Source organism: Flavobacterium maritimum (genome assembly GCF_040049085.1).
Taxonomy (GTDB): Bacteria; Bacteroidota; Bacteroidia; order Flavobacteriales; family Flavobacteriaceae; genus Flavobacterium; species Flavobacterium maritimum.
Genome location: NZ_JBDLZY010000001.1, coordinates 129,262 through 141,918 on the forward strand (window position 1 = coordinate 129,262; position 12,657 = coordinate 141,918).

A 12,657-nucleotide genomic window follows, 5' to 3' on the forward strand; every position below is an offset into this window, starting at 1 on the left:
TAAGATATGGCACGTTCATTAAAAAAAGGACCTTTCGTTCATTATAAGTTAGACAAGAAAGTTCAAGAAAACATTGAGAATGGAAATAAAGGAGTAGTAAAGACTTGGTCTAGAGCTTCTATGATTACTCCAGACTTTGTTGGGCAAACAATCGCAGTTCATAACGGTCGTCAGTTTGTACCAGTTTACGTAACAGAAAACATGGTAGGACATAAATTAGGAGAATTTTCACCAACTAGATCTTTTAGAGGTCATGCTGGAGCAAAAAATAAAGGTAAAAAATAAGAAGCAATGGGAGTTCGTAAAAGAGAAACAGCAGACGCAAGAAAAGAGGCTAATAAGTCTCTAGCTTTTGCAAAGTTAAATAACTGCCCTACTTCACCTAGAAAAATGCGCTTAGTAGCAGATCTAGTAAGAGGTCAGAAGGTAGAAAGAGCACTTAACATATTAAGATTCAGTTCTAAAGAAGCTTCAAGAAAATTAGAAAAATTATTATTATCTGCTATCAATAACTGGGAGCAAAAAAATAGTGAAGCTAGTTTAGAAGAGGCAGGTTTATTTGTTAAGGAGATTAGAGTAGATGGTGGAATGATGTTGAAAAGACTTCGTCCAGCTCCACAAGGTCGCGCACACAGAATAAGAAAACGTTCTAATCACGTAACAATCGTGCTTGGAGCTATCAATAACACACAAAGCAATTCTTAAGCAGCATGGGACAAAAGACAAATCCAATTGGAAATAGACTTGGTATCATCAGAGGATGGGACTCAAACTGGTATGGTGGAAATGATTACGGTGATAAACTTGCCGAAGATCACAAAATCAGAAAGTATATCCACGCTCGTTTATCAAAAGCTAGTGTATCAAAAGTAATCATCGAGAGAACTTTGAAACTTGTAACCGTTACTATCACTACTGCTAGACCTGGTATCATTATCGGAAAAGGTGGACAAGAGGTAGACAAGTTGAAAGAAGAACTTAAGAAAATTACTGACAAAGAGGTTCAAATTAACATCTTTGAAATCAAAAGACCTGAACTTGATGCTTTTTTAGTTGCTACAAGTATCTGTCGTCAAATTGAAAGCAGAATTTCTTACAGACGTGCAATTAAAATGGCTATTGCTGCTTCTATGCGTATGAACGCTGAAGGTATCAAAGTTTTAATTTCTGGTCGTTTGAATGGAGCTGAGATGGCACGTTCAGAAGGTTTCAAAGAAGGTAGAATTCCTCTATCAACTTTCAGAGCCGATATTGACTATGCTTTGGCTGAAGCTCACACTACTTATGGTAGAATGGGTATCAAAGTATGGATCATGAAAGGGGAAGTTTATGGAAAGAGAGATCTTTCTCCACTTGCAGGAATGGATAAAAAACAATCTGGTACTGGTGGTGGTAAAGGTGGAGATGCTCCTCGTGGCAAATCTAACTTTAATAAAGGTGGAAAACCAGACGCTCGTAAAAGAAAGTAAATTTTTAAACTAAAGAAAAATGTTACAGCCTAAAAGAACAAAATACCGTAAGGTACAGAAAGGTAAAATGAAAGGTAACTCTCAAAGAGGGCATGAACTTTCAAATGGAATGTTTGGTATTAAATCTGTACATGAAGATGGAATGTTCTTAACCTCTCGTCAAATCGAAGCTGCGCGTATCGCTGCAACTCGTTACATGAAGAGAGAAGGACAATTATGGATCAAAATATTTCCAGACAAACCAATCACAAAGAAACCTCTTGAAGTACGTATGGGTAAAGGTAAAGGTGCAGTTGAATATTGGGCTGCCGTTGTTAAACCCGGAAGAATTATGTTTGAAGTTGGAGGAGTACCTTTGTCAGTTGCAAAAGAGGCGTTACGTCTTGCAGCTCAAAAGCTTCCAGTAAAAACTAAGTTCGTCGTTGCTAGAGATTTCGAAGCATAATCTATATTATATTATGAAACAATCAGAAATAAAAGATCTTTCTGCAGCGGAGTTGCAAGAAAAACTTAGCCAGACTAAGAAAACATATGCTGACCTAAAAATGGCTCATGCTATTTCTCCAATTGAAAATCCTCTTCAAATTAGAATTGTAAGAAGAACAGTTGCAAGATTAGCTACAGAGCTTACAAAAAGAGAGTTACAATAATTGTATTCTGCTGAAAGATGGAAGAAAAAAGAAATTTAAGAAAAGAGAGAATTGGGGTTGTTACTTCAAACAAAATGGATAAATCCATTGTAGTTGCGCAAGTAACTAAAGTAAAACACCCATTATACGGTAAGTTCGTGTTGAAAACAAAGAAATTTGTTGCACATGACGAAACAAACGACTGTAACATTGGAGATACTGTAAGAATTAGCGAAACGCGTCCTTTGAGTAAATCAAAATGTTGGAGATTAGTTGAAATCCTAGAAAGAGCTAAATAATTATGGTACAACAAGAATCAAGACTAAAAGTAGCAGATAACACAGGAGCTAAAGAAGTTTTAACTATCCGTGTTTTAGGAGGTACCAAAAGAAGGTATGCCTCTGTTGGAGACAAGATTGTAGTATCTATTAAAGACGCAACACCTAACGGAAACGTTAAAAAAGGTGCTGTTTCAACTGCAGTTGTTGTACGTACCAAAAAAGAAGTGAGAAGAGCCGATGGATCATACATCAGATTTGATGACAACGCATGTGTGTTATTGAATGCTGCTGGTGAGATGAGAGGAACTCGTGTTTTTGGTCCGGTAGCAAGAGAACTTCGTGAAAAACAATTCATGAAAATTGTATCATTAGCACCAGAAGTGCTTTAATTCGTTTTAAGATGATAAAGCTAAAAATAAAATCAGGTGACATTGTAAGAGTTATCGCTGGAGACCATAAAGGATCTGAAGGTAAAGTTTTGCGTGTTTACCGTGAGAAAAATAAAGCGATAGTTGAAGGTGTAAACATGGTTTCGAAACATACTAAACCAAGTGCAAAAAGCCCTCAAGGTGGTATCGTTAAAAAAGAAGCTTCTATACAAATTTCTAATATTGCTTTAATTGATCCTAAAACTAAGGAAACAACTAGAGTAGGTATCAGAGTAGAAGGAGATAAGAAAGTAAGATTTTCAAAAAAATCTAATCAAGTACTATAGTGATGGCATATACACCTAGACTAAAAGAGGAATACAAGAACAGAGTGATCTCTGCTCTTAAAGAAGAATTCGGATATATAAACGTAATGCAAGTTCCAAAATTGGAAAAAATCGTTTTGAGCCGTGGAGTTGGTGCAGCTGTATCTGATAAAAAATTAATCGACTATGCAGTTGATGAATTGACAAAGATCACTGGACAAAAAGCAGTATCTACAATTTCAAAGAAAGACGTTGCGTCTTTCAAATTGAGAAAAGGGATGCCTATTGGTGCAAAAGTAACCTTACGTGGTGAAAGAATGTATGAGTTTTTAGATAGACTTATTACTTCTGCTTTACCACGTGTTAGAGATTTCAGCGGTATCAAAGCTACTGGATTTGATGGAAGAGGAAATTACAATCTTGGTATTTTGGAGCAAATCATTTTCCCTGAAATTGATATTGACAAAGTAAACAAAATCTCAGGAATGGATATCTCTTTTGTAACCACTGCCAAAACAGATAAGGAAGCAAAGTCATTATTGGCTGAATTAGGATTACCTTTTAAAAAGAATTAAGATATGGCTAAAGAATCAATGAAAGCCCGCGAGGTGAAAAGAGAAAAAACGGTAGCTAAGTATGCTGAGAAAAGAAAAGCTTTGTTAGAGGCTGGAGATTTCGTAGGTTTGCAAAAATTACCTAAAAACGCTTCACCTGTTCGTTTGCACAACCGTTGTAAATTAACTGGAAGACCAAGAGGATATATTCGTCAATTTGGAATTTCTCGTGTAACATTCCGTGAAATGGCTAACAACGGGTTAATTCCAGGTGTTAAAAAAGCCAGCTGGTAATTATAAATAAGTTTATCAATTGATTAAAGGTTCAGGAAGCGAGTGCTTCCTGAAAACCATAATCGCAATTTAATACATATGTATACAGATCCTATTGCAGATTATTTGACTAGAGTTAGAAACGCTGTGGCTGCAAACCACAAAGTTGTCGAAATTCCGGCTTCTAATCTAAAAAAAGAAATAACAAAGATCTTATTTGATCAAGGTTATATCTTAAGTTACAAATTTGAAGACAACGCTGTTCAGGGTTCAATCAAAATCGCTTTGAAGTATGATAAAGATACTAAAGAGTCAGTAATTAAAGATATCCAAAGAATTAGTAAACCAGGTTTGCGTAAATATGCAGGTGCTTCTAATTTACCTAGAATCCTTAACGGATTAGGAATTGCTATTGTTTCTACATCAAAAGGTTTGATGACTGGAAAACAAGCTAAGCAATTGAATGTAGGTGGTGAAGTAATTTGTTACGTATACTAATATAAAGACTATATAAGATGTCAAGAATAGGTAAAAGCCCAGTAACAATACCAGCTGGAGTGACTGTTTCAGTTGCCGACGGTGTTATTACAGTAAAAGGAAAAAACGGTCAACTTACACAGGAGTTTTCGGACGTAACTGTTACAGTTGAAGGAGATCAGGTTCTAGTAGAAAGATCTTCTGATCATAAAGACCAAAGAGCAAAACACGGTTTATACAGATCTTTAATCAATAACATGATTACAGGTGTAAATGAAGGTTTCACTAAATCATTGGAATTGGTAGGAGTAGGTTATAGAGCTTCAAATCAAGGACAAAAATTAGATTTAGCTCTTGGATATTCTCACAATATTGTTTTAGAAATAGCTCCAGAAGTAACTTTGGAAACTATCTCTGAAAAAGGTAAAAACCCAATTGTGAAATTAACATCATTTGACAAACAACTTTTAGGTCAGGTAGCTGCGAAAATCAGAGGTTTCCGTAAACCAGAACCATACAAAGGAAAAGGTGTTAAATTTGTAGGTGAAGTATTAAGAAGAAAAGCAGGTAAATCAGCTTAAAAAATAAGATTATGTCATTAACAAAATCTGATAGAAGACAGAGAATTAAATTCAGAATTAGAAAAATCGTTAGCGGTACTGCTGCTAAACCAAGACTTTCTGTATTCAGAAGTAACAAAGAAATTTACGCACAACTTATTGATGATGTAAACGGAGTTACTTTATTAGCTGCCTCTTCAAGAGAAAAAGAAATAGGTAAAGGTACAAACGTGGAAATCGCAACTGCAGTTGGAAAACTAGTTGCTGAAAAAGCGTTAAAAGCCGGGATTGATGCAGTAACTTTCGATAGAGGAGGTTATTTATATCACGGTCGTATTAAATCATTAGCAGAAGGCGCAAGAGCGGCTGGACTTAAATTCTAATATAGTATGTCTAATAGTAAATACAAGAATGTAGAGTTAGTAAAACCAAGTGGTCTTGAATTAAAAGATCGTTTGGTGAGTGTTAATCGTGTTACTAAGGTTACAAAAGGTGGTAGAGCTTTCGGTTTTTCTGCTATTGTAGTTGTAGGTGATGAAAATGGTGTTGTTGGTCATGGATTAGGAAAATCTAAAGACGTTTCTGAAGCAATTGCGAAAGCAGTAGAAGATGCAAAGAAAAATCTTGTGAAAATTCCTTTGAATGGACAATCAGTTCCTCACGAACAAAAAGGTAAATTTGGTGGTGCACGTGTATTCTTAATTCCTGCATCTCATGGTACAGGAGTTATTGCTGGTGGAGCTGTTCGTTCAGTTCTTGAATCAGTAGGAATTCATGATGTATTATCTAAATCTCAAGGATCATCAAATCCTCACAACGTAGTGAAAGCAACTTTTGATGCTTTATTACAAATGAGAAGTGCTCATACTGTTGCAAAACAGAGAGGTGTTTCTTTAGAAAAAGTTTTTAAAGGTTAATTCAAGGAAATTATGGCTAAATTATTAGTAAAACAAGTACGAAGCAAAATCAATTGTCCTCTTACTCAAAAAAGAGGTTTGGAAGCTTTAGGTCTACGTAAAATGGGACAAGTTGTGGAGCATGATTCAAATCCTGCTATCCTTGGGATGATAAATAAAGTTAAACACTTAGTTTCTGTTGAGGAAGCTAAATAACAAATACTGTTATGAATTTAAGTAACTTACAACCAGCTGAAGGGTCAACACACAATCAAAATAAAAGATTAGGTAGAGGAGAAGGTTCTGGAAAAGGTGGCACTGCTGCAAGAGGTCACAAAGGGGCAAAATCTCGTTCTGGATATTCTAAAAAGATTGGTTTTGAAGGAGGGCAAATGCCACTTCAAAGACGTGTACCTAAGTTTGGTTTTACAAACATCAATCGTAAAGAGTACGAAGGTGTAAATCTTGATACGCTTCAATTACTAGTTGATAATGGTTTGATTACAGATACTGTTGATATGACAGTTTATGTTTCTAATCGTTTGGCTACCAAAAATGAAATCGTTAAGATTTTAGGAAGAGGTGAATTGAAAGCAAAATTAAAGGTAACCGCTCACAAATTTACTGCTACTGCAAAAGCTGCTATTGAAGCTGCTGGTGGAGAAGCTGTAACGATATAATTTTTCAATTAAGATGAAGAAATTTATTGAATCGATAAGTAATGTTTGGAAAATAGAAGAACTAAAAAATAGAATCTTAATTACATTAGGTTTACTTTTAGTATATCGTTTCGGAGCTCATGTTACGCTTCCAGGTATTGATGCAACTCAACTAACAAGTTTGGCAGGACAAACCAAAGAAGGTATTGGCTCTGTTTTAGACATGTTTACCGGAGGTGCTTTCTCAAAAGCTTCAGTTTTTGCTTTGGGGATCATGCCGTACATTTCTGCATCCATTGTTGTTCAGTTAATGGGGATTGCAATTCCTTATTTGCAGAAACTTCAAAGTGATGGAGAAAGTGGTAGAAAAAAGATTAACCAAATTACTCGTTGGTTAACAATAGGTATTACTTTAGTTCAAGGACCAACTTATATCTATAATCTATACAGAACATTACCTAGTAATGCATTTTTATTAGGATTTAATTCTTTTGAATTCTTATTTTCGTCAGTAGTAATTTTAGTTACAGGGACAATTTTTGCCATGTGGTTAGGAGAAAAAATTACTGATAAGGGAATCGGAAACGGGATATCACTGTTAATTATGGTTGGTATTTTGGCTAGATTGCCTCAGGCTTTCATTCAAGAGTTTACTACAAGAGTTACCAATAATAATGGTGGACCAATGTTATTGGTTATCGAAATCATCGTTTGGTTATTGGTTATTATTTCTTGTGTATTGTTAGTGATGGCAGTACGTAAAATTCCTGTGCAGTATGCTCGTCGTACTTCTTCAGGTGATTATGAGCAAGATGTTATGGGGGGTAATAGACAATGGATTCCTTTAAAGCTTAATGCTTCTGGAGTTATGCCAATTATTTTTGCTCAAGCAATTATGTTCATACCTGCTGCAGTAGCAGGATTGTCAAAATCAGATGCTTCACAATCAATTGTTGGTGCTTTTAGTAATATGTTCGGTTTTTGGTATAATTTTGTTTTTGCGACTTTAATTGTTGTATTTACTTTCTTTTACACTGCAATCACTGTTCCTACTAATAAAATGTCTGACGATTTGAAAAGAAGCGGTGGTTTTATTCCTGGTGTTAGACCGGGAGTTGAAACTTCAGATTTTCTTGATAAAGTGATGTCTTTAATAACGTTTCCAGGTTCTTTATTTCTTGCTTTGATAGCTGTGTTCCCAGCAATTGTTGTAAGTGTTATGGATGTTCAACAATCTTGGGCAATGTTTTTTGGAGGGACCTCATTGATTATTATGGTTGGTGTTGCCATTGACACGATGCAGCAAATCAATTCATATTTGTTGAATAAACATTATGATGGTTTAATGAAGACTGGTAAAAATAGAAAAGCAGTAGCTTAACTTATGGCAAAACAATCAGCAATAGAGCAAGACGGATCGATCATTGAAGCATTGTCAAATGCGATGTTTCGTGTAGAGTTAGAAAATGGACATATTGTAATCGCTCATATATCCGGTAAAATGCGTATGCATTATATCAAGTTATTACCTGGTGATAAAGTGAAACTGGAAATGAGTCCTTACGATTTGTCAAAAGCAAGAATTACTTATAGATATTAAAGATATTCACAATGAAAGTAAGAGCATCAGTAAAAAAGAGAAGTGCCGAGTGCAAGATTGTACGAAGAAAAGGCAGATTATACGTAATCAACAAAAAGAATCCTAGATTTAAACAAAGACAAGGATAATTATGGCAAGAATAGCAGGGGTAGATATCCCAAAAAACAAGAGAGGTGTTATTGCACTTACCTACATCTTCGGATTAGGAAAAAGTAGAGCTATTGAGATTTTAGAGAAAGCTCAAGTTAGCCAAGATAAAAAAGTTCAAGATTGGAATGATGACGAAATCGGAGCAATTCGTGAAGCCGTATCAGCATTTAAAATTGAAGGTGAATTGCGTTCTGAAGTTTCTTTGAACATCAAACGTTTAATGGATATTGGTTGTTACAGAGGTATCCGTCATAGATCTGGTCTTCCTTTAAGAGGGCAAAGAACTAAAAACAACTCTAGAACAAGAAAAGGTAAAAGAAAAACTGTTGCTAACAAGAAAAAAGCAACTAAATAATAAGTAATATGGCTAAAGCAACTGCAAAAAAACGTAAAGTTATCGTTGAATCAACGGGAGAAGCTCATATTTCTGCTACTTTTAACAACATCATCATTTCTTTGACTAACAAAAAAGGTGAAGTTATTTCTTGGTCATCAGCTGGTAAAATGGGTTTCAGAGGTTCTAAAAAGAACACTCCGTACGCGGCTCAAATGGCAGCAGAAGATTGTAGTAAAGTAGCTCTTGAGGCAGGACTTAAAAAAGTAAAAGTGTATGTTAAAGGACCAGGAAACGGACGTGAGTCTGCTATCCGTTCTTTGCATAATGGTGGTATTGAAGTGACTGAGATTATCGATGTTACTCCTATGCCTCACAACGGATGTCGTCCTCCAAAAAGACGTAGAGTTTAATACTCAAAATATTTATAGTATAACCTAGATAGAACGTAGATTATCGAAGGATAAGACCTGAATTCATAATCTCTATCTTAAAAATTTTAAAATGGCAAGATATACTGGTCCAAGTACAAGAATCGCTCGTAAATTCGGCGAGGCAATTTTCGGAGACGATAAAGCTTTCGAAAAAAGAAATTACCCACCTGGTCAACACGGGATGGCTAAAAAAAGAGGAAAAAAGTCTGAATATGCTGTTCAGTTAATGGAAAAGCAAAAAGCTAAATATTCTTATGGAATTTTAGAAAAACAATTCAGAAACTTATTCGAAAAAGCATCAGCTACTAAAGGTGTTACTGGTGAAGTTTTATTACAATTGTGTGAAGCAAGATTAGATAACGTTGTTTTCAGAATGGGTATTGCTCCTTCTAGAAGAGGTGCTCGTCAAATCGTATCTCACAGACACGTTACCGTAAACGGTGAAGTGGTTAATATTCCTTCTTACCACCTTAAACCTGGTGATAAAGTTGCTGTTCGTGAAAAATCTAAATCATTAGAAGCTATCGAACGTTCTTTATCTAATTCAAGTCATGTTTATGAATGGATTACTTGGAATAACGATCTTAAAGAAGGAACTTTTGTTTCTGTACCTGCAAGACTTCAAATTCCAGAAAACATTAAAGAACAATTAATCGTAGAGTTGTACAACAAATAATAATTGACTTAGTCGAAATTTATGGCAATATTTAATTTTCAGAAGCCCGATAAAGTTATCATGATCGATTCAACCGATTTTGAAGGTAAATTTGAATTTAGACCTTTAGAACCTGGATACGGATTGACTGTTGGTAATGCACTTAGAAGAGTTTTGCTTTCAGCATTAGAAGGTTATGCAATTACATCTGTTCGTATAGAAGGTGTAGATCATGAGTTTTCTACTATTTCAGGAGTTGTTGAAGACGTTACCGAAATCATTCTTAATCTTAAACAAGTACGTTTCAAACGTCAGATTGAAGATATAGATAATGAATCAGTTACTATTTCTGTTTCAGGTAAAGATCAGTTAACAGCTGGAGATTTTCAAAAATTCATTTCAGGTTTCCAAGTTTTGAACCCAGAACTTGTTATCTGTAATTTAGATAGCAAAATCAAACTGAATTTCGATTTAACTATCGAAAAAGGTAGAGGTTATGTTCCTGCTGAAGAGAACAAAAAACAGAATGCTGCAATTGGAACTATTTTTACAGATTCTATTTTTACTCCGGTAAAGAATGTAAAATATGCTATTGAAAACTTCCGTGTAGAGCAAAAAACAGATTACGAAAAATTAGTTTTTGAGATAAAAACTGATGGATCTATTAATCCGAAGGATGCACTTACTGAAGCTGCTAAAGTTTTAATTCACCATTTCATGTTATTTTCTGACGAAAGAATTACACTTGAGGCTGACGAAATTGCACAAACAGAATCCTATGATGAAGAGTCATTGCATATGAGACAATTGCTTAAAACTAAGCTTGTTGATATGGATCTTTCTGTAAGAGCATTAAATTGCTTGAAAGCGGCTGAAGTTGATACACTTGGTGATTTAGTATCGTTCAATAAAAATGACCTAATGAAATTCCGTAATTTTGGTAAAAAATCTTTAACTGAACTTGATGAACTTGTTGCAGTTAAAAATTTGAACTTCGGTATGGATTTAGCAAAATACAAACTAGATAAAGAATAATCTAATCCGCTTTGGCGGATTAAATTTCATAAAGCAATGAGACACGGAAAAAAATTCAATCACTTAAGCAGACAGACTGCACATAGAAGATCTATGTTGGCTAATATGGCTTGTTCTCTTATTGAGCACAAACGTATTAACACTACTGTTGCTAAAGCAAAAGCGCTTAAACAATTCGTTGAGCCGCTTATAACAAAATCTAAAGCTGATACTACTCACAATCGTCGTATCGTTTTTTCATACTTACGTAGCAAATATGCTGTTACTGACTTGTTCAGAGATGTAGCTGCTAAAGTTGGTGACCGTCCAGGTGGATACACTCGTATCATTAAAGTTGGAAATCGTTTAGGAGATAATGCTGATATGGCAATGATCGAATTAGTAGATTTCAATGAACTTTACAATGGTGGTAAAAAAGAAGTTAAGAAAGCAAAAAGCCGTCGTGGTGGAAAAGCTAAGAAAGCTGATGAAGCTACTGAAGCTCCAGTTGCTGAAACTGAAACAACTACTGACGCTGCTGAATAATTATGAAGATAAGCTTTCAATAAAAATCAAGGATAGACTAATTTTAGTTTATCCTTTTTTTTTGATTTTTTTTAATTTTTGGAGTGAGGAAGTTCTGTTTTTTTTGTCAAAAGCATTTATGATAGCTGACCAAATTTATAACAGCTTTCCATTAATTAGTTCGGAATTTTCGGGATGAAAATATAAACTTTAAAAAACATTGCATCCATTGTTTTAAAAAATTAAATTTGCAAAATATTTAACTACAATTGAATCCCGCTTTGCGAGTTTCAAACGCCGATTAAAAATAATAGAAATAAACTAATGAAATATACAACACGACAAAAAGCAATTCTTCTATTAAGTGATGGAACTATTTTCCATGGAAAATCTATCGGAATCAGTGGTACCACTTTTGGAGAGGTTTGTTTTAATACCGGAATGACGGGATACCAGGAAATTTTTACAGATCCTTCCTATTTTGGTCAGATTATGGTGGCTACTAATACTCATATCGGTAATTACGGTGTGAATGATGAGGAAGTGGAATCAAAAAGCATTAAAATAGCCGGATTAGTTTGTAAAAATTTTAGTTTTAATTATTCTCGTGAAAATGCTGTAGGAAGTTTAGAGGATTATTTTGTCAAACAAAATCTTATCTGTATTTCGGATGTTGATACCAGAGCATTGGTAAGCTATATTAGAGACAATGGAGCTATGAATTCTGTTATATGTACAGATGGTACACCAATTGAAGAACTTAAGGCTGCATTAGCTAAGGTTCCAGATATGAAAGGTTTGGAGTTAGCTTCAAAAGTATCCACAAAAGAACCTTACTTTTTTGGTGAAGAAACGGCAAAGTATAAAATTGCCGCTTTGGATTTGGGTATCAAAACTAATATACTTCGCAATTTTGCGAAAAGAGATTGTTATATTAAAGTTTTTCCTTTCGATGCAACTTATGCTGATTTAGCTTCATTTAATCCAGATGGCTATTTCTTATCGAATGGTCCTGGTGATCCGGAACCTCTTTCTGGTGCTATTCAGGTGGCAAAAGAAATTCTTGAAAATAATAAGCCTTTATTTGGTATTTGTCTTGGTCATCAGGTAATTGGTTTGGCTAACGGAATATCTACTTATAAAATGTTTAATGGTCATAGAGGGATCAACCATCCTGTGAAGAATATAATTACGGGAAAAGGGGAAATTACTTCGCAGAATCATGGTTTTGCTGTAAATAAAGAAGAATTGGATAATCATCCTGATTTAGAGATTACTCATTTGCATCTAAATGATGGAACTGTAGCAGGAATGCGTCTGAAAAATAAAAATTGTTTTTCAGTTCAGTACCACCCGGAAGCGAGCCCAGGGCCACATGATTCTTCTTATTTGTTCGATCAGTTTATTGAAAACATGAAAGGATAAGTTTGATAGCAAAGTAAAACTTATATTC

At 34.8% G+C, this 12,657-nt stretch carries 25 protein-coding genes; all 25 read left to right on the forward strand.

All coding sequences use genetic code 11. The annotated features are described in order from the left end of the window. The first annotated feature begins 6 nt into the window (after positions 1-6). The 25 genes from rpsS (at position 7) to carA (ending at position 12,629) form a co-directional block, all read left to right on the forward strand. Positions 7-285 (forward strand): 30S ribosomal protein S19, encoded by a 279-nt coding sequence (gene rpsS, locus ABEB23_RS00460; protein WP_007803626.1) that lies wholly within the window; start codon positions 7-9, stop codon positions 283-285. Positions 286-291: 6 nt separating this feature from the next. Then, positions 292-705: a 50S ribosomal protein L22 gene (gene rplV / locus ABEB23_RS00465; RefSeq protein WP_348810421.1), complete on the forward strand. Its 414-nt coding sequence runs from the start codon at positions 292-294 to the stop codon at positions 703-705. 5 nt (positions 706-710) lie between these two features. After that, on the forward strand, positions 711-1,469 hold the full coding sequence (gene rpsC, locus ABEB23_RS00470; RefSeq protein ID WP_348810422.1) for a 30S ribosomal protein S3: 759 nt from the start codon (positions 711-713) through the stop codon (positions 1,467-1,469). Positions 1,470-1,488: 19 nt separating this feature from the next. Then, positions 1,489-1,914, forward strand: coding sequence for a 50S ribosomal protein L16 (gene rplP / locus ABEB23_RS00475; protein WP_017495016.1), 426 nt, complete (start codon positions 1,489-1,491; stop codon positions 1,912-1,914). 13 nt (positions 1,915-1,927) lie between these two features. Further along, positions 1,928-2,119 carry a 50S ribosomal protein L29 gene (gene rpmC, locus ABEB23_RS00480; RefSeq protein WP_121337684.1) on the forward strand — a complete coding sequence of 64 codons (192 nt, stop codon included), beginning with the start codon at positions 1,928-1,930 and terminating at the stop codon, positions 2,117-2,119. 17 nt (positions 2,120-2,136) lie between these two features. After that, entirely contained in the window at positions 2,137-2,397 is a 261-nt protein-coding gene (gene rpsQ / locus ABEB23_RS00485; protein ID WP_026706247.1) for a 30S ribosomal protein S17, read from the forward strand. Between the two features lie 2 nt (positions 2,398-2,399). Beyond that, positions 2,400-2,768, forward strand: coding sequence for a 50S ribosomal protein L14 (gene rplN / locus ABEB23_RS00490; protein ID WP_007803649.1), 369 nt, complete (start codon positions 2,400-2,402; stop codon positions 2,766-2,768). Between the two features lie 11 nt (positions 2,769-2,779). Beyond that, positions 2,780-3,094 carry a 50S ribosomal protein L24 gene (gene rplX / locus ABEB23_RS00495; protein ID WP_121337685.1) on the forward strand — a complete coding sequence of 105 codons (315 nt, stop codon included), beginning with the start codon at positions 2,780-2,782 and terminating at the stop codon, positions 3,092-3,094. A 2-nt stretch (positions 3,095-3,096) separates the two neighbouring features. Continuing rightward, positions 3,097-3,648: a 50S ribosomal protein L5 gene (gene rplE, locus ABEB23_RS00500; protein WP_348810423.1), complete on the forward strand. Its 552-nt coding sequence runs from the start codon at positions 3,097-3,099 to the stop codon at positions 3,646-3,648. Positions 3,649-3,651: 3 nt separating this feature from the next. Then, positions 3,652-3,921 (forward strand): 30S ribosomal protein S14, encoded by a 270-nt coding sequence (gene rpsN / locus ABEB23_RS00505; RefSeq protein ID WP_121337687.1) that lies wholly within the window; start codon positions 3,652-3,654, stop codon positions 3,919-3,921. A 78-nt stretch (positions 3,922-3,999) separates the two neighbouring features. Continuing rightward, positions 4,000-4,398: a 30S ribosomal protein S8 gene (gene rpsH, locus ABEB23_RS00510; protein ID WP_035619634.1), complete on the forward strand. Its 399-nt coding sequence runs from the start codon at positions 4,000-4,002 to the stop codon at positions 4,396-4,398. A 17-nt stretch (positions 4,399-4,415) separates the two neighbouring features. Further along, a complete protein-coding gene (rplF, locus tag ABEB23_RS00515) occupies positions 4,416-4,958 on the forward strand; it encodes a 50S ribosomal protein L6 (protein ID WP_348810424.1) in 543 nt (180 codons plus the stop codon). 11 nt (positions 4,959-4,969) lie between these two features. Next, positions 4,970-5,320 carry a 50S ribosomal protein L18 gene (rplR, locus tag ABEB23_RS00520; RefSeq protein ID WP_348810425.1) on the forward strand — a complete coding sequence of 117 codons (351 nt, stop codon included), beginning with the start codon at positions 4,970-4,972 and terminating at the stop codon, positions 5,318-5,320. A gap of 6 nt (positions 5,321-5,326) precedes the next feature. Beyond that, a complete protein-coding gene (rpsE, locus tag ABEB23_RS00525; protein ID WP_144256165.1) occupies positions 5,327-5,854 on the forward strand; it encodes a 30S ribosomal protein S5 in 528 nt (175 codons plus the stop codon). A gap of 12 nt (positions 5,855-5,866) precedes the next feature. Then, positions 5,867-6,049: a 50S ribosomal protein L30 gene (gene rpmD, locus ABEB23_RS00530; protein ID WP_026706255.1), complete on the forward strand. Its 183-nt coding sequence runs from the start codon at positions 5,867-5,869 to the stop codon at positions 6,047-6,049. Between the two features lie 11 nt (positions 6,050-6,060). After that, positions 6,061-6,513, forward strand: a complete 453-nt coding sequence (gene rplO, locus ABEB23_RS00535) for a 50S ribosomal protein L15 (RefSeq protein WP_291101969.1) — start codon at positions 6,061-6,063, stop codon at positions 6,511-6,513. Between the two features lie 13 nt (positions 6,514-6,526). Beyond that, positions 6,527-7,873: a preprotein translocase subunit SecY gene (gene secY, locus ABEB23_RS00540; protein WP_348810426.1), complete on the forward strand. Its 1,347-nt coding sequence runs from the start codon at positions 6,527-6,529 to the stop codon at positions 7,871-7,873. A 3-nt stretch (positions 7,874-7,876) separates the two neighbouring features. Further along, entirely contained in the window at positions 7,877-8,092 is a 216-nt protein-coding gene (infA, locus tag ABEB23_RS00545; protein WP_007136545.1) for a translation initiation factor IF-1, read from the forward strand. Positions 8,093-8,103: 11 nt separating this feature from the next. After that, on the forward strand, positions 8,104-8,220 hold the full coding sequence (gene ykgO, locus ABEB23_RS00550; protein WP_073370549.1) for a type B 50S ribosomal protein L36: 117 nt from the start codon (positions 8,104-8,106) through the stop codon (positions 8,218-8,220). Positions 8,221-8,222: 2 nt separating this feature from the next. Next, positions 8,223-8,597, forward strand: a complete 375-nt coding sequence (rpsM, locus tag ABEB23_RS00555) for a 30S ribosomal protein S13 (RefSeq protein ID WP_064716171.1) — start codon at positions 8,223-8,225, stop codon at positions 8,595-8,597. Positions 8,598-8,605: 8 nt separating this feature from the next. Continuing rightward, complete coding sequence (rpsK, locus tag ABEB23_RS00560) at positions 8,606-8,989, forward strand: 30S ribosomal protein S11 (RefSeq protein WP_024981527.1); 384 nt, start codon at positions 8,606-8,608, stop codon at positions 8,987-8,989. Between the two features lie 91 nt (positions 8,990-9,080). Continuing rightward, positions 9,081-9,686 carry a 30S ribosomal protein S4 gene (rpsD, locus tag ABEB23_RS00565; RefSeq protein WP_121337692.1) on the forward strand — a complete coding sequence of 202 codons (606 nt, stop codon included), beginning with the start codon at positions 9,081-9,083 and terminating at the stop codon, positions 9,684-9,686. Between the two features lie 21 nt (positions 9,687-9,707). Continuing rightward, positions 9,708-10,700 carry a DNA-directed RNA polymerase subunit alpha gene (locus ABEB23_RS00570; protein WP_039110214.1) on the forward strand — a complete coding sequence of 331 codons (993 nt, stop codon included), beginning with the start codon at positions 9,708-9,710 and terminating at the stop codon, positions 10,698-10,700. Positions 10,701-10,736: 36 nt separating this feature from the next. Next, a complete protein-coding gene (gene rplQ, locus ABEB23_RS00575; RefSeq protein ID WP_348810427.1) occupies positions 10,737-11,225 on the forward strand; it encodes a 50S ribosomal protein L17 in 489 nt (162 codons plus the stop codon). Between the two features lie 303 nt (positions 11,226-11,528). Continuing rightward, positions 11,529-12,629, forward strand: coding sequence for a glutamine-hydrolyzing carbamoyl-phosphate synthase small subunit (gene carA / locus ABEB23_RS00580; protein ID WP_348810428.1), 1,101 nt, complete (start codon positions 11,529-11,531; stop codon positions 12,627-12,629). Positions 12,630-12,657: the final 28 nt, after the last annotated feature.